Here is a 20,142-nt window from a genome sequence, read left to right on the forward strand (position 1 = left end):
CCGTCCATCCAAATGCGTACGGCCCCGCCCCGACCGGGCTATCCGGTGGGAGCGGGGCCGCCGCTCGATTTCGATTTTCCGATCAGAGAGCGTCGGTACCGCGTTCGCCCGTCCGTACTCGGATGATCGACTCCACCGGGGTCACCCAGACCTTGCCGTCACCGATCTTGCCGGTGCGGGAAGCCTCGACGATCACTTCGACGACCTTGTCGACGGAGGCATCGTCCACGACAACCTCGACCCGAACCTTCGGCACGAAATCCACCGAGTACTCCGCGCCGCGGTAGACCTCGGTGTGCCCCTTCTGGCGGCCGTAGCCCTGTACCTCGCTGACGGTCATGCCCAGCACACCAGCCTGCTCGAGCCCGGATTTGACGTCCTCGAGAGTGAACGGTTTGACGATTGCGGTGATCAGTTTCATGTCGTCATGCCTCCTTGACGGCGGTACGTGCCGTGCCACCCACAGCAGCGAAATCGTATGCCGTTTCAGCGTGCTCGGACTCGTCCATGCCCACCGACTCGGCTTCCTCGCTGGCGCGCAGCCCAATGGTGAACTTCACGATATAGGCAATGATCAGGCTCGCGATGAAGGAGAACGCAAGTACCGCACCGGCACCGATGGCCTGACGCCACAGTTGGTCGAACCCGCCGCCGTAGAACAGGCCGGTCTTGCCAGCGCCCGCCTCCGGAGCGGCGACCAGACCCACCATCAGGGTGCCGATGACGCCGCCGACGAGGTGCACGCCCACCACATCGAGTGAGTCGTCGAAGCCGAACTTGAACTTCAGGCCGACCGCCAGCGCACAGAGCGCACCCGCCACGAAGCCGATCACCAGGGCGCCGACCACGTTGACCGAGGAGCACGACGGGGTGATCGCGACCAGACCGGCCACCACACCCGAGGCCGCACCCAGCGAGGTGGGCTTGCCATCGCGGATCTTCTCCACCAGCAGCCAGGCCAGCATCGCCGCGCAGGTCGCGAGGGTGGTGGTGATGAAGGTCGAACCGGCCAGACCACCGGAGGAAACCGCGGAACCGGCGTTGAAGCCGAACCAGCCGAACCACAGCAGACCCGCGCCCAGCATCACGAACGGCAGATTGTGCGGCCGGAACGGGGTCTTCGGCCAGCCCTTGCGCTTGCCGAGCACCAGCACCAGGGCCAGGCCCGCCGCACCGGCGTTGATATGGACCGCGGTACCACCGGCGAAGTCGACCGCGAGCAGTTTGTTCGCGATCCAGCCGCCTTCGTGCACGACATTGCCGTCGGTGTCCTTGACGTCGAAGTCGAAGACCCAGTGCGCGACCGGGAAGTACACGACAGTCGCCCAGATACCGGCGAACAGCAGCCAGGAGCCGAACTTCAGGCGGTCGGCGACCGCACCCGAGATGAGGGCAACGGTGATGATCGCGAACATCAACTGGAACGCGACGAACACGGTCGCGGGGATCGTGCCCGCGAGCGGGATGTTCACTGCCGCAGTGGTGACAGCGCCGCTCGCGTCCTTGACCTCGGCAACCGAATTGCCGCCGATCAGACCCTTGAGTCCGAAGAACTGCGCCGGATCGCCGATCACGCCGAACTTGTTGTCACCGAACGCGGTCGAGTATCCGTATAGCGACCACAGCACGCCGACCAAGCCCATGGCACTGATGCTCATCATGATCATGTTGAGCACGTTCTTGGAACGGACCATGCCGCCATAGAAAAACGCCAGGCCGGGCGTCATCAACAACACGAGCGCTGAACTGGCCAGCATCCATGCGGTGTCACCGGTGTCCGGTGCACCGGTAAGGGGAAAAGCCACCTTAATGTCCTCCTCATCTCGGGCCCAGCCGACTCCGGCAATTGGACCTGCACAGAAGGGTCCTCATTCGGTGTTTCATCCGTGATGATGCCGTGTTTCGCCTAAGTGAACGCGTGGGGCAGTTGTGTTGCTACGACGTTTCCTGGCGTACACAGAGGTTTCATCGCCGGTGTGCGATCCAGGTCGGAGCAAACCGACAGCTGTTTCCGAGAGGCAGGATCGAGGCGCGAAACTAGCCGAGCAACGCGTCCACGAAGGCGCCGGGTTCGAAGGGCGCCAGGTCGTCGGCCCCCTCGCCGAGGCCGACCAGTTTCACCGGAACACCGAGTTCGTGCTGCACCTGGAAGACGATGCCGCCCTTGGCAGTTCCGTCCAGCTTGGTGAGCACGACGCCGGTGATATCGACGACGTCCGCGAAGACCCGCGCCTGCATGAGGCCGTTCTGCCCGACGGTGGCATCCAGGACGAGCAGGACCTCGTCGACGGCGGCCTTCTTCTCTACAACGCGCTTGACCTTGCCGAGCTCGTCCATCAGCCCGGTCTTGGTGTGCAGCCGGCCGGCCGTATCGATCATGACGACATCGACGCCGCGCTCGATACCCGCACTGACCGCATCGAACGCGACCGCGGCCGGATCCGCGCCCTCCTTGCCGCGAACCGTATCCGCACCGACCCGCTCACCCCAGGTCTGTAACTGGTCGGCGGCGGCGGCCCGGAAGGTGTCGGCGGCGCCGAGCAGGACCCGGCGGCCGTCGGCGACCAGTACGCGGGCGAGTTTGCCGGTCGTGGTGGTCTTGCCGGTGCCGTTGACGCCGACGACCAGCAGGATCGACGGGTGATCGTCGTGCGGGAGCGCACGCACCGAGCGGTCGAGTTCGGGACGTAGCGCCTCGATCAATACCTCGCGCAGTACGGCGCGGGCCTGTTCGGTATTGCGGACGCTGCGTGCGGCCATCTCCTCGCGCAACCGCTCCACCACCGCCGTGGTGCTCGCGGTGCCCAGATCGGCGAGGACCAGGGTGTCCTCTACCTCTTCCCAGGAATCGTCGTCGAGGTCGCCGCCGCCGAGCAGACCGAGCAGGCTTTTGCCGACGGCGTTCTGCGAGCGGGACAAGCGGCCGCGCAGGCGAACCAGGCGGCCCGCGATCGGCTCGATTTCCTCGAGGGCGGGCGTGGTCGCCGCGTCGGCGGCGCGAGGTTCGCGGGCCGTTTCTACGGAGGTTTTGTCGGGAGTGGGCGGGGTGGTGTCCGCAGGAGGAGCCGGTTTTGTGTCCGTTGGCGCGGCGGTGTCCGTTGGCGCGGCGGTGTCCCTCGGCGCGGCGGTGTCGGTCGACGCGGCGGTGTCCGTTGGCGCAGCAGTCTCCGTCGGCGCAGCAGTCTCCGTCGGCGCAGCAGTCTCCGTCGGCGCGGCGGTGTCGGTCGGCGCGGCGGTTCCTGGGGCCGCGGAGGTGGCGGTGTCCGCACGCGGGGCGCCATCGGTGCTGGTGGGCGGGGCGGTTCCGGGTTCGGCGGTTACCTCGTCCAAATCGACCGCGGTGTCCGAATCGACCGTGGCCGTTGCGGATTCGGCCGGCGTGCCCGCGGAATCGGTTTCGACCGGTGCGGACTCCGCGGTTTCGACATCGCCCTCGGGCAGCGGCACATTGGTAATGCCACGCTTCGGCGCGTCACGTGGAATCGCCGCGTCGTCGCCGATATGGGGTTGCCCCTCGGTATCGGTTCGTTCGATCGGTGCGGGCTCCGGGCGTGTCGCGGTGGCCATGCCGCCCTGACTGAAGTTGAAGCCACCGGAGGCCGCGTATCCACCCGACCGGTCGGTCACTTCTTTGTCGGCGACGGGTGGCGTCAGAGTGACGCGTCGGCGCTTGTACAGGATGAATCCAGCGACAAACGCCACCACCAGCAAGGCGGCGACAACGGCGATCAGGATCCAGGCTTCGGAACTCACGCCGACCATCCTTGCAGAACCGGATCCTTCGCCTTACCACAGCGTCCTGGACCCGACACACAACCCCCGAGATTTCTTGTCCTGCGGAACTTCTCGCGAAGGGACAATAGTATCGGCGACGTGACCGATCGAAACGTGCTTGGGGGGCCGCTGGAAGAGTGCGGCACCGATCCTCTCACCGGCTTCTACCGGGATGGCTGCTGCAGTACCGGGCCGGAGGATCTGGGCAGCCATACCGTGTGCACCGTCGTCACGGCTGAATTTCTCGAACACCAGGCGTCCATAGGCAACGATCTGAGTACGCCGCGTCCGGAGAACAACTTCCCGGGCCTGCAGCCGGGAGACCGGTGGTGTGTGGTGGCCGTGCGCTGGTTGCACGCCCACGAGGATGGTGTTGCCGCGCCCGTGGTGCTGGCGGCCACCCATGAAAACGCCCTGGAAGTGATCTCGATGGACATCTTGCGCAAATACGCCGTCGACGTACCGGATGATGTGAGCGATCTGCTCTAGCCCCGTCGCCGACCGATGCCAATAGCCACGTCCGGCCCCGGGCAGTCGGTCGCTGGGCCGATTCGGTGGTGTTATCGCCGCGAGGCTGCCTCGGTGAGCGCCGCGCGGGTAGTTCGTTGACGGTGCGCCTTCTGACGGCAGGCCGCCGAGCAGTATCGGGCCGGGCGGCCGGTGCCGGTGGGACGGATTTCGGTACCGCATATCGGACAGTGCGGAGTTTCGTTACGAGGACCCGTTTCGTTACGAGGCTTGGGCTCGGAATCAGGTTTCGTTACGGGGTTCGCGCGCATCGCATCGAGCATGATCGCGACCGCCTTGATCATCGGCCGGCCGGGGCGCTGACGTCGTTGGATCGCGACGCATCCCGTGAAAAGGTCCAGTACATCGCCGATTTCGATATCGGCACGGACCGCACCCTGGCGCTGCGCGGCGGTCAGCAGCGCGCCGAGCGCATGATGGAAGCGGTCGCCCGCGCTGCGTAGCAGCGCCTTCGGCCAGCCGTCATCGGACTGGACCATATCGCAGAGCGCCTGGCTGCGTGGGGACGAGATGACCACCTCGGTGCAGATCGCGAAGAATGCGGCACCGGGATCCGGCGCGTCGAGATATTCGGCGGCCAGTGTCGCGAGCCGGTCGACGCGCTGTTGCATAACCGCTTCCAGCAGATCGGTTTTCGTGGGGAAATGCCGATAGACGGTGCCCGCGCCCACCCCGGCCCTGCGGGCGACCTCGGCCAGTGAGACCGAGATGCCCTGTTCGGCGAAGGCACGCTGCGCGGCGGCCAGCACCAGCGCGCGATTGCGGCGGGCATCGGCCCGCGCGGGGCCCGCGGCAGGCGCCGGAGCGGACAGCGAAGCAGACATTTCGTTACGGCCTTCCGTTTCCTGGACCTGGCCAAGCGGGCGATCGCACCCATATCGTCCAAATACGGGTTATCCGACCCGATTGTATCGAGCAGAGAAGGCGAGTATGTCCCTTCAGCAGAACCCAATCCTGGTCACCGGCGCAACCGGCAAGCAGGGCGGCGCGACCGCGCGCCGACTGCTGGCCGACGGTATCGCGGTGCGCGCGCTGGTCCGGGATCCACAGGCCCCCGCGGCCCGTGCATTGGCCGATGCCGGCGCCGAATTGGTGACCGGTGACTTCGACACTCCCGCAACACTCGACGCGGCCGTTGCCGGAGCGCGTGGCGTATTTCTGGTGCCCCCTGCCGCTTTCGGTCCGAATGGTTGGAATGCGGAGTTGGAAGCTACCCGGGGCCTCGCGGTGATCGACGCGGCCAAACGTGCGAGCGTCGACCAGATCGTATTCACCGGTGTCGCTTCGATGACCGATGAGGCCGCCTGGGGCCAGGCCGGAAAGGGCAGTATCGAGGAGGCCACCGCGGCCAGCGGTCTGCGCTATACCTTGTTGCGTCCGGTGCGCTTCATGGAGAACTATGTCCTGCGTGGCAGTCCGGTGGACGGCATTGTCGACGGCGTGCAAAAGCATCTGTTCCCGGCGGACAAGCCGGTGCAGATGATCGCGATCGACGATATCGCGGCCTTCGCCGCACTCGCCTTCGCTGACCCGGATCGTTTCCACGGCCGAACCCTCGAATTGGCCGGTGACGCACTCACTCCCGTCGCAGCCCTGGCCGCGATCACCCGAGCCACCGGATATCCGGTGCGCTACCACGAGGTCACCGAGGCCGAAGCCGATGCCCTCGGCGAACAGATCGGCAACACCTGGCGGCTGCTGCACGAATCCGGCGGCGGCTGGCACGCGGACATCCCCGCGCTCCGGGAGATCTACCCGGCCCTCAATACCCTCGAATCCTGGCTCGACACAACCGGTGCCGCCCAGATCAAGGCCCAACAGGACCGCGACCGGCTCGCCGCCGCACACTGACCCACGTCGTCGGGATCCGCACTGGGCGCGCAGATGCGGATCCCGAGGACGAGTGCGCTATGGCAGTCAGGTCGAAAAGGCGACGATCACAAGGGGTTCGTCAGCTGGCCGCGCCGACCGGAGCCAGGTTCTCCCCGCGAAGCCGCTGACTGATCACCTGCGTGATGCCGTCACCGCGCATGCTGACGCCGTAGAGGGCGTCGGCGATCTCCATGGTCGGCTTCTGGTGGGTGATGACGATCAGCTGACTCTTCTCGCGCAGCTGCTCGAACAGACCGATGAGGCGGCGCAGATTGGTGTCGTCCAGCGCGGCCTCGACCTCGTCCATCACGTAGAACGGTGAGGGGCGGGCGCGGAAGATGGCCACCAGCAGGGCAACCGCGGTAAGCGACTTTTCGCCACCGGACAGCAGCGACAGTCGTTTGACCTTCTTGCCGGGCGGACGCGCCTCCACCTCGATACCGGTGGTCAGCATGTCCGATGGATCGGTGAGCACCAGCCTGCCCTCGCCGCCCGGAAACAGTTTCGCGAAGACGCCGACGAATTCGCGCTCGACATCCTCGTACGCCTCGGTGAACACCTGCAGGATGCGCGCATCGACTTCCGCGACCACATCCAGCAGATCCTTGCGCGCACTCTTGACATCCTCCAGCTGAGTGGCGAGGAAGTTGTAGCGCTCCTCGAGCGCCGCGAATTCTTCCAGCGCAAGAGGATTCACCTTGCCGAGGGTGGCAAGGTCCTTCTCGGCACGCTTGGCGCGGCGCTCCTGGGACTTGCGGTCGAACGGCATCGGTGCGGGCGCGGTCACCTGTTCGCCGCGCTCCTTGGCCTGTTCGTACTCCTGCCATTCCAGATCCGATGGCGGCATCGGCACATCCGGACCGTATTCGGCGATCAAGTCGGCCAGTGCGATGCCGAACTGTTCGGCGATGGTCGCCTCGATCTGCTCGATGCGCAGCGCCGCTTGGGCTTTGGCGACCTCGTCGCGGTGCACGGCGTCGGTGAGTTGGGCCAGTTGGGTGGTCAGCGCGCGGACCCGCTCCTTGATCTGTTCGACCTGGGTGGCACATTCGGTGCGGCGGCGCACCAGTTCGTCGCGGCGCGCACCGGCCTGCGCCACAACGGATTCCAGTTCGGCGGCGACCTTGGCACCGGATTCGGCAACCGCGGCGGCGACTTCGGCGGCCTGCTTGCGCGCGGCCTGTGCACGTTCGGCGCGAGCCCTGGTCTCACGTTCGGCACGTGCCGCCCGGCGCAACGAATCCGCTTTGCCGCGAACCGATTCCGCGCGTTCCTCGGCGGTGCGCACGGTCAGGCGAGCCTCCACTTCCATGGATCGTGCCTCGGCCAATGCGGCGGCGGCTTCCTCCCGGTCGCGTCCGGCGGATTCGGTGCCCGCCGCGCCCATGCCGTCGTCGTCGACCTCGGATTCGAGTTCGGTACGACGCAGCCGTTCTTCGAGATCGGCCAGCGCCGACAGCGCCTCTTCCCTACCCGACTCGGTTTCCGCGCGCTGGCCGGTGAGCCGGTCGATATCGGCTTGGGCGGTGCGCGCCACCTCACCGAGCCTCCCCAGACGGTCGTAGATCACGACCAGGGCCTGATCGGATTCATGCAGTGCGAGCAGTGCCTGGTCGACGGCATCCTTGCGGTCGGTTTGTTCCGCCAATGCACCGGACAGGGCCGCCTCCAGCTCCTCGGCCCGGCGTTGGGCGGCGACCAGATCGGCCTTGGCGGTATCGATATCGGCCTGGATTTCCAGCTGACTCGGTGCGCGATCGGATCCGCCGAGCACCCACCCGGTTCCGGTGAGATCACCGTCGCGGGTGACCACGCGCAGTTCCGGCCGAGCGCGGACCAATTCGGTGGCGGCGGCGAGATCGTCGACCACGGCGACACCGGCGGTCAGCGCGGTAATGGCGCCGCGCACGTTGTCGGGTGCGTCGACCACGTCGGCCAGCCAGCGCGCCCCGCCGGGCAGTACGCCATCGGAGGTGATCGGCGCAGCCGCGGCATCGAAGACGAGCGCGGCGCGGCCGCCATCGGCCTGCTTCAGCGCCCGGACCGCGGCGTGTGCGGAATCTCCGGTATCGGCGGCAACGGCGTCGGCGAGCGGGCCGAGGGTCGCGGCGACCGCGGCCTCGAAACCGCCGTGCACCCGAATCAGCCCGGAGAGCGGCCCGAGCAGGCCCTGTGCCCGATTCTCGACCAGCCAGGCCGCGCCGTCCCTGCGCGCCAAACCCATGCCCAACGCTTCGATGCGGGCGCTCAGCGAGGCCACCCGCTTGCTGGCGTCGCGATCCTGTTCGCGCAGTTCAGTGACGCGCTGATCGGCGAGTTCGAGGGCCTGCACCGCGTGCTCGTGCTGGGCGTCCAGACCGGCTTCACCGGCCTCGAGTTCCCCGAGTTCGCCCTGGACCGTTTCGAATTCGGCCTGGGCTGCCGCACCGCGCTGGCGGGCCTCGCCGATCGCGACGGTGAGCCGGGTGATCTCCGCATCCACCGACTGCGATCGGGTGCGCAGGTTTTCGACCTGGCCGGACAACCGCGCCAGACCCTCACGACGGTCCGCGATAGCGCGCACCGCGGCCAGATGTGCCTGCTCGGCAGCCTTGGCGGCCTGCTCGCGTTCGGCGAGTGCCTCGCGCGCGGCCTCCAGGGTTTCGGCGGCGATTTCGACGGCCTCGCGCAGTTCGGCCTCCTCGGCCTCCACGCGTTCGGCCTCGGCCTCGAGCTGCTCCGGATCGCGACCGCTGCCGACGGGTATTTCGGTGTGCAGGTTGCGGGCTCGGTCGCCCGCGATGCGGATGGTGGCGTTGACCCGCTCGGCCAGCGCGGACAGCTGGAACCAGATCTGCGCGGCGGCCTCGGCGCTCGGGGTCAGCCGGGACAGCTGGAATTCCTGCTGTGCGAGTGCGGCATTGGCGGCATCGAGTTCGGTCTGCACCGTGATCTGCTGTTCGCGCGCGTACGCTTCTTTGCTCTGCTGACTTTCCAGCTCGTTGCGCCGGGTGACCAGGTCGTCGGCGGCCAGCCGCAGTCGCGCGTCGCGCAGATCGGCCTGTACCGTCTGGGCGCGCCGGGCAACCTCGGCCTGTCTGCCGAGCGGTTTGAGCTGACGGCGCAGCTCGGTGGTGAGGTCGGTGAGGCGGGCCAGATTGGCCTGCATCGCCTCCAGCTTGCGGACCGCCTTCTCCTTGCGCTTGCGGTGCTTGAGCACACCGGCGGCCTCTTCGACGAAGGCGCGGCGGTCCTCGGGACGCGATTCCAGAATCGCCGAGAGTTGCCCCTGCCCAACGATGACGTGCATTTCCCGGCCGATGCCGGAGTCGCTGAGCAGTTCCTGCACATCCATCAAGCGGCACGAGCTGCCGTTTATCTCGTATTCGCCCGCGCCGTCACGGAACATGCGCCGGGTGATGGAAACCTCGGCGTAGTCGATCGGCAGCGCACCGTCGGAGTTGTCGATGGTCAGCGTGACCTCAGCGCGGCCGAGCGGCGCGCGTCCGGAAGTACCGGCGAAAATGACATCCTGCATCTTGCCGCCGCGCAGCGCCTTCGCACCCTGCTCGCCCATTACCCAGGTGAGTGCGTCGACGACATTGGATTTACCGGAACCGTTCGGGCCGACCACACAGGTGATGCCCGGCTCGAAACGCAAGGTCGTCGCGGACGCGAAGGACTTGAACCCCTTCAACGTCAGACTCTTCAGGTGCAAGTTCGACGACCCTTCCCTGCGCGGTTGTCGGACAATTGGTCGTCCCGTCGGGGCGACCAGCCATGGTATCCGTCTGGCATCGGTTACCCCGTAAGCGGGCGGACACCCTGCGTAGGTTATCGACTCCGCATCCGATGTCCCGCATTTCGGTGTGCTCCACATTTGCTGGCCGCGTGTCAGTTTCGCACCTCTTGTCGGCCTTCGCACCTCAGGCGTTCCGCGTGTGGCGAGGGCGGCGGGCGTGCAGCGATCTCGGCGAGCGAGTCCGGTACGAGCATCAGCAACCGCTTGGCTTCCAGGATGATTCACATCGATGAGCCCTTTGGTGCTGAGCCCGGTGTTCTCCCTGGCCACGCGGTTGGGGATGCGGGCGGAGCAGCCGATGCGAGCCGCGCGATATCACTCGTCTTCCTCGACTCGGCGGGCACCCCGACTCCCCGGACTGACCGGTTTGTCCTTGCGGTATCGCCGGCGTGCCGGGGCGCATACGATCCTGTCTGATTCGCCAGCGGACCGTTAGTTGGAGTGCACAGCATGTCATCGGACAAGACCAGCACCGCGCTCGGTCTGATCCGTCATCCGACGGCGCTGCGGCTGACGCGCATCGCGACGTTGGTCGCGGGGAGCCTGGTGTTTCTGTATGCGTGTGAGGTCAGTCGGAAAAACGATCTGTCCGATGTCTGGGGCCAAGTCGCCTTCGCCGCCGTACTCGCGCTTACCGGTCTCACGACGGCCTGGTTCGAGATAAAGGCCGCCGACCACGCCGCCACCCGCGCCCGCACCGACATCCGCGGTTTCCTCATCGAATCCGACGCCATATCGGTGCGAGCTCGTATCACCCGCTCCGGTGATCTGGTCTTCCACGGCCACGACTCCAGCGGTACCCACCCGGCCTACGAATGGGACTGGGCCTTCCGCGCCACCACCTTCCCCGCCATTCGCGCCGCCCTCGGCGGTGGCCGCGGTGACCTGCTCGACCTCCTGGAACACGCGGTTCCAGAGCTGGATCCCCGAGACCGGTACGACCCGGGCGCCTGGCTGCACAACCAAGGCATCGTTGCCGCCTTCCGGGAACGCGGCGAGACCTCCGACCGCATTACCCGGGAGCTGCCGGTGGTCGATCCCGAGGCCCTCCAACGCGATCATCCGACCGCGTCGTCCCGCGAATCCACTGGGGCACACCAGCTAGCGACTAAGCGCCGCAATACACCCGACCACGTGGACCCGCCTCGGCCCAGCCGATCAGGCCGCCGCGACCCATCATCCGACCAAGACCCTCCACCGCCCACCCGCCGCAGGGCCGCCGCATCCCAACGCTCCCAAGATCCTCGGAACCCAGCCGAACGCTCCGACGAACCGTCGACCCGACGCCGCGACCAGCCGTCGAATACCCGCCGAAGAACGAACGATCGGCGGGAGGCACAGTCGGAGGCTCATGCGGGCATAAGACCGAGTGACGGCTGGGACGCACCAGCGGGCGATCGTTGGGACACACCACCGAGCAGCCAGTGGGACAACCACCAAAGCCCCCAACACGGCACAACACCGAGCAATCACTGGAACACCTCACTGAACGACCATCGGGGCGACGCATCGAGCGATCAGTGGAACGCACCGCCAAGCGACCAGTGGGACGATCCATCAGCACGCCGTATCAGGCGATCGCGTGCATCCCGATACGAATCATCGGCCGATGACAGGGTGGAGCCATCGTCCGCCCGCCGTAGCGCAGCACCGACCGAACACCACGGTCAGCCACCTTACGAACCACACATACCCACGTACACCCACCATGTAGCCGGTGTGGATCCCCGTCAGTCCGAGCCTTCGAGTGAGAGCTGGGACGAACCGTCCCCAAGTCGGGGCAGACCCAACCGACGCCGCACCGAGTCGCCCCGGGACGAACCAGGCGCACCAACACAGGACCGCCGCGGCAACTCGGCGGACCCGCGCCGGTCGGAGCCGTCTAGCGATCGCCGGGAAGAACCACCCGCCACCCGGTACGGCGAACAACAGAACTACCGCCAGCCGACCGGCATGCTCCGGGACGAAAGTTCCGGTGCACACCGCCACCTGCTATCCGGCGTACACCCCGGCGAACCACATCAGCCGAACCGGGGAGAACAACAGGCGCAGCGGCGAAACGAGCAATCCGGTCGGCGTCACCGCAGGTCATAGGCTGCACACCGCGTAGCCGAGCGCACTGAGGTGGCAACGCCCGAACTCCGCCGAGCACGACCACTTCCTCCGCACAAGGGTTGACATTCCACATTGGAGGGTGCATTCTGATTTCACATTCCAATGTGGAATATGGATCTAGTCGTTAGGAACTGGACATGGAAATCTCGCCTGGTACTCGGGCCTCCGATGCGGAGCGCGAGAAGGTTGTGCGGCTGCTCGGACGACATATGGCCGACGGGCGAATCGACCTCGCCGAATACGATCAGCGCGTCGCCCGCGTCTATGAGACCGGCGTTCGCGACGATCTGCAGCTCGTGCTCTCGGATCTGCCGAAATTGCCGAAAGAGTCTGCCGTGCAAAAGAATTCGATGAGCCGCTTCCCGATCTGGCAGCAGATCGAGGGTACTTCATGGCTCGGAGTGAGTGTCCTGGTGCTCACCATCTGGGCCGCGATCTCGCTCAGTGTCGGCGAATTCACCTACCCATGGCCGATTTGGGTCATCGGCCCGTGGGGCGCCGTCCTCGCCTTCCGCATGCTGACCGGTTTCGAATCGGGCCGCTTCGGACGACACACTCACTGACAACCAGTCAGGTCGCGGCGAGCATCTCGAAGGTGTTGGCACGCATTGGGTTTGCGTATTGATCTCTGGTGGTACTACGGAATCGTGAGGGCTTCAAGGTATTTGGCCTCGCTCGTGAGTGCGCTGGTGGCCGGTTTCGCAATTTCTGTCATATCCGTTCCCCCTGCGGTGGCGGCGCCGCACGTGGTTGGCGAGACACCGCTGGACGGTTCGGTCTCGCAAGTCGACGTGTATTCCCCCGCGATGGACCGGGTGGTGAGCAACAGGGTGATTCGAGCCGCGGGCGGTCCCGCGCCGACGCTGTATCTACTCACCGGGATCGGTGGCGGCACCGATGGCATTTCGTGGTGGGACGATACCGATGTCCGGCAGTTCTTCGCTGATAAACATGTCAACGTGGTGCTGCCGATCGGCGGCGCCTACAGCATGTACACCGACTGGATCAGCGACGATCCGGCAGTCGGCCGGAACCGCTGGCAGAGCTATCTCTCGCGAGAACTCCCTGCCGTTATGGATACCCGGCTCGGCAGCACCGGACGCAATGCGATCGCAGGTGTGTCGATGAGTGCGGGGTCAGCGGTGGATCTGGCGATCCAGGCGCGCGATGTGTACAGCGCGGTGGCGGCCTACAGCGGATGTCCGTGGACGTCGGATGCGCTCGGGGTGGCGATGGTCAGCGCGCAGGTGATCCGCGGCGGCGCGAATCCGGTGAATATGTGGGGTGAGCTGGGCCAAGGGATTTGGCGAACGCACGACGCGTTCGCCAATGCGAGTGCGTTGGCGGGCAAGACGATCTACCTTTCGGCCGCCACCGGCACCCCAGGCGCGATCGATGAAGGCGGACTCGGCTTCCCGCCCATCGAGGCCATCGCCAGCTCCTGCACGGATGCGTTCGCGGACCGGCTCAGCGAGCTCGGACTCCCCGCCATCCATGTCAACCGCCCCGAGGGCTCACACACCTGGGGCCAGTTCGAAACCGACCTCCACGATTCCTGGCCACACCTGGCCCGAGCCCTCGGCGCATGACCGTGCCAGACCCGTCGCGCCGATAGTCCAAAGCCGCCGACGCGCGCATGCTCGGCGGCTGCTATGCCCGCCCGCAATCTCGCGAGCTGCTCCGCGCACGGATTCACCTCTCGCGCACATTCCGCCCGGTGAATCGGTACGTGGCGCCGGAGAACGCGACCGCGGGCGCGAAAGAGCACGCGGTCCGCGGCGCGAAGTTGTCGCGCGGCCAGGGCGTGACACTACGGTGGGGTGACATGGATACCGTCGCCGTGCCGGACTTGGTCGACGTCGCGCCTGCGCGCAGGGTTGGGGCGGGGCGGGTTGTGCTCGGGGTGGCCGCGTGTCTCGTGGTGGTGCAGTTGGCAGTTCGCGGGTGGGTGGCGGGGAGCGGGTTTTTCTATTGGGATGATCTGATTTTGGTGGGGCGGGCGGGAAGTTATTCGCTGTGGTCCGCGGATTTGCTGTTGTACAACCATGACGGGCATTTCATGCCGTTGGCGTTTGCTACGGCTTGGGTGGTTACCAGGGTTGCCCCGTTGACGTGGGCAGGGCCGCTGGTATCGCTGGTGGTGCTGCAGTTGGTGGCGTCGGTGGCGGTGGTACGGATGCTGGTCGTGCTCGCCGGGGTCCGCTGGGCGATTCTCGTGCCGTTGGGGTTCTATCTGTTCTGCCCGCTGACGCTGCCCGCATACGCATGGTGGGCCGCCGCGCTCAATGCGCTGCCGCTGCAATTCGCGCTCGCCTGGGTGATCGGTGATGCGGTGCGGCTGGTTGAGACAGGGCGGCGGCGATATGCGGTATCGGCGGTCGTGGTGCTTGGGGTGGCGCTGCTGTTTTTCGAGAAGTCGGTGATCGTTCCGTTTGCGGCATTCGCCGTAGTCGTGCTCGTTCGGCACGTCGACGGTCTCGGATCCGCGCTGCGCGTGGTGGCGCGGCGTGGGGTGGCGCTGTGGACTGGCTCCGGTGTGGTGATCGCCTGTTGGCTTGCCGCATATCTGACGGTGGTGGACGTTTCGGCGGTGCAGACCAGCCCGGCGGAGTTGCGTGACTTATTGCCCGACGCAACGTCATTGGGGATTGTGCCAACGCTGTTCGGCGGACCGTGGAGTTGGGAGCGCTGGCTCCCGTCGACGCCGTGGGCGGATCCGCCAGGCTGGGCGGTGGTGTCGGCGTGGGTCGCGTTGTGTGCGCTCGTATTGCTTTCCATGCGTGCCCGGATTCGTGTGGGGCCGGTATGGCTGACAGCGGCGGTATATGTACTCGTCGCACAACTGCCGGTCGCCTTGGCCCGCAGCGGACCGAATACCGCAGGCGAACTGATGCAGTCCCTGCGCTATTTCGCCGATATCGCAGTGGTTTCGACCGCAGCGGGTGCACTGATATTGCGTGCTCAACCGCGCGACCATGCTCCGGATTCGCTTCCTGATACGCACGCCGCTGAAATGCTTCCCGGCTTTCGCGATCTCGCGCGTGGGCAGCGCCCCAGAGATCGTGATGCTGGTTCGCGTCGCCGCGCCCCCGTTGGACAAGGCCGCGTTCGTGCGCTGTTCGCGGGTACACGCGGCCACGCTGCCGCGGTGCTTCCCGACTCGCGATGCGATGCGACCACCCCGAAGGACCACACTCCTGGGCGGCTCGCAGATTCGCGTCGACAGCTCCCCGCGATACATGGCCGTGCTCGTGCGCTGTTCGCGGTCGGCGGCCGGATGACCAGGTGGATTCCCGGAATGGGTAGTCGCATACCGGTATTCGTGCCTGGTCCGCGGGTCACTGCGGTATTGGGGGCGGTGTTTCTGGTGAGCAGTCTCTGGTCTACTGCGGCGTTTGTGAAGTCTTGGCGGATTAATCCGACCAAGACGTATGTGACGAATGTGAAGGCGGCGTTGGCGGGGGCGGATGCGGTGCCGCTGCTGGAGCAGGAGGTGCCGTGGGATGTGTTGAATCCGACGGCCTATCCGCAGAATCTGGTCAGTCGGGTGCTTGCGCCGGTCGCTGAGCCGAATACGTTTGCTGATTCGACACCGCGGCTGCGGATGATTACCGATAGTGGAGAGATCGTGGCGGCGGCGGTTTGGTGGAATCGCAGTGTTCTGCCTGGACCCGAGGGTGGCTGTGGGTATCGGATTCGGGGCCCGCAGCCGAGCGATATTCCGCTGGACGGGCCGATGCTCGAACATGAATGGACTGTGCAGCTCAACTATCTGGCAAATGAAGATGGACGGATTACCGTCTCTTTCGAACACGGCGAGCCCGTGGGCGCGCCGGTTCGCGAAGGGTTGAACACGGTCTACGTTCGAGTGGTCGGGAGCGGTTCCATGCTCCGAATCAGTCCTCGCACCACAGGACTCGACCTCTGTCTCGGGGTCGGGCCGGTAGGAGTCGCCTCCTACGACAACTGACCTCCGGGACCGCCCCCCCAGGATCTACAGAATGGCGAAGGCGACAACCAGGCCGAGCGCGAAATGCGCGGCGGCCACCACGAGAACCTCGGTGGTGTAGACATCGGATGCCAACGCCGCGCCGATATCGATGCCGAGTGCGCGCTCGATGACCCGCACCGAAATCACCTGCGCGATAATGCCGACCAGCCCATAGACGCTGGCCGCGATGAGCCCCTCGGAAAGCTTGCCCGCCGAAGCGTAGGTCGCCAGGACAACGATGAAGGCCATGCTGACCATGCCCGCGGCCGTGACGATGATGGCATTGGGCTTACCCGCGGCGACCAGCGCACGCAGCTTGCCGGGTGTGGTCAGATCGATGGCGTAGAAGCCGACGAGCATGAGGGCCAAGCCGACAATGGCGTAGCAGACGATGGCTCCAACGCCGGTGCCGAGCGAGTTCCAGTAACCCGATTCGAGGGCAACTGCGGTCATCGTGATCCTTCCGAGGTGAGGTCGCGTAGTTACTGCGTAATGCGGTGCGGGACAAAGGCCGAGCCGTCGTCGGTGATCAATCCGGCGGTTTCGCGGATCCCGAGTCCGGCCGCGTTGTCGCCGACGATCCAGGCGCCCAGGACCGGGCGCATATCGTCGAATTCCGGTAGCGGGTCGAGCAATTGATAGACGAAGCCCTCTTCGCCGTACACGCCGCCGGTGGCCGTCTCCAGGCCCGCGCCGACAATGGTCATATTCGCGCCCTCGCGCCCGAGCTTCGGCTTGCGAATGTACTCGGTGAGCTCATTGGGCTGATCGAGATAGGCCGGCAACAGATTCGGGTGCCCTGGATACATCTCCCACAGGATCGCGAGTATCGCCTTATTGCTCAGCAGGGTCTTCCACAGCGGCTCGACCCACATGGTCTGCGGCAGGCGCGCGACCACGCGTTTACCGAAATCGTCGTCGAGCACCCATTCCCACGGATAGAGCTTGAAAATCGCATCGATCGACCCCTCGGCCAGATCGACGAAACGCTCCAGCTCGCTATCGAATCCGACCTCCTCGATCGGTAAAGCGATGGTGTCGAATCCGGCCTCTGCCGCGGTCTCCTGCATATACGCGGTGGTGACATTGTCCTCACCGGTGGCGTCCGCACCGGACCAGGTGAAATGCAGTTGTGCAGACGGCAGGATGTCGCGCAGCTCGGTCCAGCGCTCGACCAGCTTCTCGTGCAGGGAATTCCACTGATCGCCGTCGGGATAGAGCGCGGTGAGCCAGTGCCACTGCACAATTGCCGCCTCCAACAGCGAGGTCGGCGTATCGGCATTGTACTCCAACAGCTTCGCCGGGCGGCGCGCGTCATAGCGCAGATCGAAGCGTCCATAGACATACGGGTCGTTACGCTTCCAGGATTCGGCGATCGGTCCCCAACTCCATTCGGGCAGACCGAAATCCTTGTACCGCTCGGTGAGCACGACATGCTCGACGGCTTTCAGACACATCGAATGCAGCAGTTCGACGTCGGCCTCCAACGCGAGGATTTCCGACATCTCGAACTCGTAGTGCACCGATTCATCCCAGTACGGCCGGGGCAGACCGCTCGCATCCCGGCCGGGCGAGCCGTAGACCAGGCCTTGGCCTTCGATGATCTGCTGCCAGCCGGGCCGCGGTGTAGCGCGCACGCGTCGCATTACGAACCTCCGCCGCTCTTGCTGCTGGTCCCGAGACCGCCGCGGGTGACGGTGCTGCCGCTCTTGGTCGAGATCTGAGTACCCTTGGGCTGCACGGTGGTTCCACCGGACGGCGGTTTGCCGACGGTGTTGTTGCCGCCGTAGTAGTAGCGGTACTGGTGCCCGTTGTAGATGAAGATCCCGTTGCTGCCGGTGTACGCGCCGGTCGTCCCGGAGCCGACGGCGGTCGAGGCGACCTCGCAGTCGTCGTCGGGCGCGGTGACCTCCTGACCGTTTTGATCGATCACGGTGCAATAGGCGGTCACCTGATCGGGTTTGGTGAGCGCGCGATATGCGAGATAACCGCCCCCGACCAAACCCGCGACACCGACAATGGCGACACCGCCGATGAGCACGCGCTTGCGAGTGCGCTTCTTTTGCTCGGCGGCGGCCGTCGCGGCCCGCTGTGCCTCCTCGGCGTGCTTACGTGCCTTGTCACGCGCCCGCGCCTCCGCCACCGTCGGCGGACGCGGCTGGGTGATACCGGGCTCTTGCCGCTGGATACTGCCTCTTTGCGGCGGGCTACTGAACCGCCGCGGCTCGGCGCCAGGCTGAACCGGCCCGTCGCCCGGCGAACCAGCCCCGCCGCCCTGCGAACCAGAGCCGCCGCCCGCCGCGTCAGACCCAGGACTTGCAGAACCAGACTCGGCACCTTCCGAGCGGGCCCCACTCCCCGGTGAAAACGGTTGCGATGGCGTGCTTTCAAACTCCGCATACCCGCCGGACTCGGGCACGTCGGGCGTCGACGACCCCGGCTCCGGATCGGGCTGAGTCCGCCCCGCGTCGTCTCCCGCTCCCGGACCTGCCGTACTCAACGATCACATCGCTCGGTCGTCGAAACCACTACCGCTCCTCGAATCCGGACAAATCTCCCCGCGCGGGCTCCCAGCTTTCCACAACGAGGTCGACCCGACCAGGAGTATCTCCGGAACGAAGAAGATCCAGCAACATTTCGCATGCGGGTCGCGGCCCTTCTGCCACCACGTGCACCCGACCGTCGCGGGCGTTGGTGGCGTGTCCGACCAGGCCGAGTGCCAATGCCCGCGAGCGCGTCCACCAGCGGAAGCCGACGCCCTGCACGTAGCCGTGCACCCATGCGCTGAGCCGAACCGATTCCGGCATCACGCGTCGGTGGCGTCGATATCGAATGTCAGTGTGACCTTCGCACCGGCCTTGAGCGTCCGGCCGACGGTGCAGACCTTGTCGATGGCGCGCTGCACGGTGACCAGCAGTCGCTCGCGTGCCTGCTCGTCCAATTCGCTGAGGTCCAGCTCGAACACCTCGTCGAGCTGCGGGTACACCTCGTTCTCACGGTCGGCGTCGCCGGAGACTCGAATTGTCGCGTCGAAGGTATCGCCGAGCTTGCGCGAGAGCGGGAAGTCCGCGCTCAATCCGGAGCAGCCCGCCAGCGCGATTTTCAGCAGTTCACCCGGGGTGAACGCTCCGGGCACGCCCTGCGATGCGATCAATACCTCGGCACCGCGCGAGCTGCGACCGGTGTACGCCCTCGTCCCTGTGCGCTCGACCCACAGGGTGGTCGGCTCGGTCGTCGTCACGGATGCGGGGGTCTGGTCAGCCATGGTCTGATCCTGCCATTCTCGAAACGGAACACTCACCCCCGCCAACGCCACGCGAGCGCGAGCCCTTCCGCGAATGGCCACTCGAGCCGGTGATCTGCGAGACATCACTCCTGGAAGCGGTACCCCATTCCGGCCTCGGTCAGCAGATGCTTCGGATTCGACGGGTCGACCTCGAGTTTGCGCCGCAATTGTGCGAGATACACCCGCAGATAATGCGTTTCAGTGGCATACGACGGCCCCCATACCTCACGCAGCAGCTCGCGCCGCCCGACGAGTTTGCCGCGATTGCGCACCAACATCTCGAGCATGCCCCACTCCGTCGGGGTCAGGTGCACCGGATCACCGTTCCTGGTGACCTGCTTCGCGCTCAGGTCCACGGTGAACGAGGACGTCACCACCACCGGGTCGACGGTATCGGTATCGGTCGCGCCGCGCCGTACCGCGGCCCGCAGCCGAGCGAGCAGCTCGTCCATGCCGAACGGCTTGGTGACATAGTCGTCCGCGCCCGCATCCAGCGCCTCCACCTTGTCGGTCGAATCGGTACGCGCCGAGAGCACGATCACCGGGGCCACGGACCAGCCGCGCAGTCCGGCCAATACCTCGATGCCGTCCATATCGGGCAGGCCAAGATCCAGGATGACCACATCGGGATGCTTATCGGCCGCGGCGCGCAAGGCCGCCGCACCAGTGCCCGCGGTGATCACCTCATAGCCGCGCACCGACAAATTGATGCGCAGTGCGCGCACGATCTGCGGTTCGTCATCGACCACAAGGACCTTGGTCGACGGCGCTTCCTTCTTCTTGTCGGTCATCACG

General features: G+C 66.0%; 17 protein-coding genes. 5 read left to right on the forward strand and 12 right to left on the reverse strand.

Annotated elements, in window-relative coordinates; all coding sequences use genetic code 11:
* Positions 1–82: 82 nt before the first annotated feature.
* The 3 genes from ACQP2U_RS31440 to ftsY form a co-directional block, all read right to left on the reverse strand.
* On the reverse strand, positions 83–421 hold the full coding sequence (locus ACQP2U_RS31440) for a P-II family nitrogen regulator (RefSeq protein ID WP_040868325.1): 339 nt from the start codon (positions 419–421) through the stop codon (positions 83–85).
* A 4-nt stretch (positions 422–425) separates the two neighbouring features.
* Positions 426–1,805, reverse strand: coding sequence for an ammonium transporter (locus ACQP2U_RS31445; protein WP_397032340.1), 1,380 nt, complete (start codon positions 1,803–1,805; stop codon positions 426–428).
* Positions 1,806–2,037: 232 nt separating this feature from the next.
* The gene (gene ftsY, locus ACQP2U_RS31450; protein ID WP_433710768.1) at positions 2,038–3,762 is read right to left on the reverse strand and encodes a signal recognition particle-docking protein FtsY; all 1,725 of its coding nucleotides are present in this window, start codon (positions 3,760–3,762) and stop codon (positions 2,038–2,040) included.
* 111 nt (positions 3,763–3,873) lie between these two features.
* On the opposite strand from ftsY, the gene ACQP2U_RS31455 reads away from it, so the two are divergent.
* The gene (locus ACQP2U_RS31455; protein ID WP_019048221.1) at positions 3,874–4,263 is read left to right on the forward strand and encodes a DUF2237 family protein; all 390 of its coding nucleotides are present in this window, start codon (positions 3,874–3,876) and stop codon (positions 4,261–4,263) included.
* A gap of 71 nt (positions 4,264–4,334) precedes the next feature.
* Here the strand turns inward: ACQP2U_RS31455 and ACQP2U_RS31460 are convergent, their stop codons facing one another.
* Complete coding sequence (locus tag ACQP2U_RS31460) at positions 4,335–5,126, reverse strand: TetR/AcrR family transcriptional regulator (RefSeq protein ID WP_433710769.1); 792 nt, start codon at positions 5,124–5,126, stop codon at positions 4,335–4,337.
* 106 nt (positions 5,127–5,232) lie between these two features.
* Between ACQP2U_RS31460 and ACQP2U_RS31465 the strand changes: the two genes are divergently transcribed.
* On the forward strand, positions 5,233–6,153 hold the full coding sequence (locus ACQP2U_RS31465) for an NmrA family NAD(P)-binding protein (protein WP_433710770.1): 921 nt from the start codon (positions 5,233–5,235) through the stop codon (positions 6,151–6,153).
* 100 nt (positions 6,154–6,253) lie between these two features.
* On the opposite strand, the gene smc is transcribed toward ACQP2U_RS31465, so the two are convergent.
* Both smc and ACQP2U_RS31475 read right to left on the reverse strand, forming a co-directional pair.
* Positions 6,254–9,871, reverse strand: a complete 3,618-nt coding sequence (gene smc, locus ACQP2U_RS31470; RefSeq protein WP_433710771.1) for a chromosome segregation protein SMC — start codon at positions 9,869–9,871, stop codon at positions 6,254–6,256.
* Positions 9,872–10,408: 537 nt separating this feature from the next.
* Positions 10,409–11,017 (reverse strand): hypothetical protein, encoded by a 609-nt coding sequence (locus tag ACQP2U_RS31475; RefSeq protein ID WP_433710772.1) that lies wholly within the window; start codon positions 11,015–11,017, stop codon positions 10,409–10,411.
* Positions 11,018–12,207: 1,190 nt separating this feature from the next.
* Between ACQP2U_RS31475 and ACQP2U_RS31480 the strand changes: the two genes are divergently transcribed.
* The 3 genes from ACQP2U_RS31480 to ACQP2U_RS31490 all read left to right on the forward strand — a co-directional run bounded on the left by ACQP2U_RS31480 (position 12,208) and on the right by ACQP2U_RS31490 (position 16,040).
* Positions 12,208–12,633, forward strand: a complete 426-nt coding sequence (locus ACQP2U_RS31480; protein WP_433710773.1) for a DUF1707 SHOCT-like domain-containing protein — start codon at positions 12,208–12,210, stop codon at positions 12,631–12,633.
* An 84-nt stretch (positions 12,634–12,717) separates the two neighbouring features.
* Positions 12,718–13,659, forward strand: coding sequence for an alpha/beta hydrolase (locus tag ACQP2U_RS31485; protein WP_433710774.1), 942 nt, complete (start codon positions 12,718–12,720; stop codon positions 13,657–13,659).
* Positions 13,660–13,787: 128 nt separating this feature from the next.
* Positions 13,788–16,040 (forward strand): hypothetical protein, encoded by a 2,253-nt coding sequence (locus ACQP2U_RS31490; protein WP_433710775.1) that lies wholly within the window; start codon positions 13,788–13,790, stop codon positions 16,038–16,040.
* 24 nt (positions 16,041–16,064) lie between these two features.
* Here ACQP2U_RS31490 and ACQP2U_RS31495 read toward each other — a convergent pair whose 3' ends face one another.
* The 6 genes from ACQP2U_RS31495 to ACQP2U_RS31520 form a co-directional block, all read right to left on the reverse strand.
* The gene (locus ACQP2U_RS31495; protein WP_433710776.1) at positions 16,065–16,514 is read right to left on the reverse strand and encodes a DUF350 domain-containing protein; all 450 of its coding nucleotides are present in this window, start codon (positions 16,512–16,514) and stop codon (positions 16,065–16,067) included.
* 29 nt (positions 16,515–16,543) lie between these two features.
* On the reverse strand, positions 16,544–17,707 hold the full coding sequence (locus ACQP2U_RS31500; RefSeq protein WP_433710777.1) for a glutathionylspermidine synthase family protein: 1,164 nt from the start codon (positions 17,705–17,707) through the stop codon (positions 16,544–16,546).
* Positions 17,707–18,204, reverse strand: a complete 498-nt coding sequence (locus ACQP2U_RS31505) for a hypothetical protein (RefSeq protein WP_433710778.1) — start codon at positions 18,202–18,204, stop codon at positions 17,707–17,709. Before ACQP2U_RS31505 ends, ACQP2U_RS31500 begins: the two co-directional genes overlap by 1 nt.
* Positions 18,205–18,589: 385 nt before the next feature.
* The gene (locus ACQP2U_RS31510; protein WP_327101153.1) at positions 18,590–18,868 is read right to left on the reverse strand and encodes an acylphosphatase; all 279 of its coding nucleotides are present in this window, start codon (positions 18,866–18,868) and stop codon (positions 18,590–18,592) included.
* A complete protein-coding gene (locus tag ACQP2U_RS31515; RefSeq protein ID WP_397032363.1) occupies positions 18,868–19,326 on the reverse strand; it encodes an OsmC family protein in 459 nt (152 codons plus the stop codon). The genes ACQP2U_RS31510 and ACQP2U_RS31515 overlap by 1 nt, the downstream gene beginning before the upstream one ends.
* Before the next feature lie 104 nt (positions 19,327–19,430).
* Positions 19,431–20,138 carry a response regulator gene (locus tag ACQP2U_RS31520; protein ID WP_433716639.1) on the reverse strand — a complete coding sequence of 236 codons (708 nt, stop codon included), beginning with the start codon at positions 20,136–20,138 and terminating at the stop codon, positions 19,431–19,433.
* Positions 20,139–20,142 lie beyond the last annotated feature (4 nt).

This window comes from Nocardia sp. CA-084685 (genome assembly GCF_050955785.1).
In the GTDB taxonomy this organism is placed as follows: Bacteria; Actinomycetota; Actinomycetes; order Mycobacteriales; family Mycobacteriaceae; genus Nocardia.

Bases quoted from the DNA above. Each gene is read 5' to 3' on its own strand.
- ACQP2U_RS31510 (WP_327101153.1), bottom strand. From the start codon at position 18,868: ATGCCGGAATCGGTTCGGCTCAGCGCATGGGTGCACGGCTACGTGCAG.
- ACQP2U_RS31460 (WP_433710769.1), bottom strand. From the start codon at position 5,126: ATGTCTGCTTCGCTGTCCGCTCCGGCGCCTGCCGCGGGCCCCGCGCGG.
- ACQP2U_RS31520 (WP_433716639.1), bottom strand. From the start codon at position 20,138: ATGACCGACAAGAAGAAGGAAGCGCCGTCGACCAAGGTCCTTGTGGTC.
- ACQP2U_RS31515 (WP_397032363.1), bottom strand. From the start codon at position 19,326: ATGGCTGACCAGACCCCCGCATCCGTGACGACGACCGAGCCGACCACC.
- ACQP2U_RS31500 (WP_433710777.1), bottom strand. From the start codon at position 17,707: ATGCGACGCGTGCGCGCTACACCGCGGCCCGGCTGGCAGCAGATCATC.
- ACQP2U_RS31465 (WP_433710770.1), top strand. From the start codon at position 5,233: ATGTCCCTTCAGCAGAACCCAATCCTGGTCACCGGCGCAACCGGCAAG.
- ACQP2U_RS31440 (WP_040868325.1), bottom strand. From the start codon at position 421: ATGAAACTGATCACCGCAATCGTCAAACCGTTCACTCTCGAGGACGTC.
- ACQP2U_RS31480 (WP_433710773.1), top strand. From the start codon at position 12,208: ATGGAAATCTCGCCTGGTACTCGGGCCTCCGATGCGGAGCGCGAGAAG.
- ACQP2U_RS31495 (WP_433710776.1), bottom strand. From the start codon at position 16,514: ATGACCGCAGTTGCCCTCGAATCGGGTTACTGGAACTCGCTCGGCACC.
- ACQP2U_RS31475 (WP_433710772.1), bottom strand. From the start codon at position 11,017: ATGATCGCGTTGGAGGGCCTCGGGATCGACCACCGGCAGCTCCCGGGT.
- ftsY (WP_433710768.1), bottom strand. From the start codon at position 3,762: ATGGTCGGCGTGAGTTCCGAAGCCTGGATCCTGATCGCCGTTGTCGCC.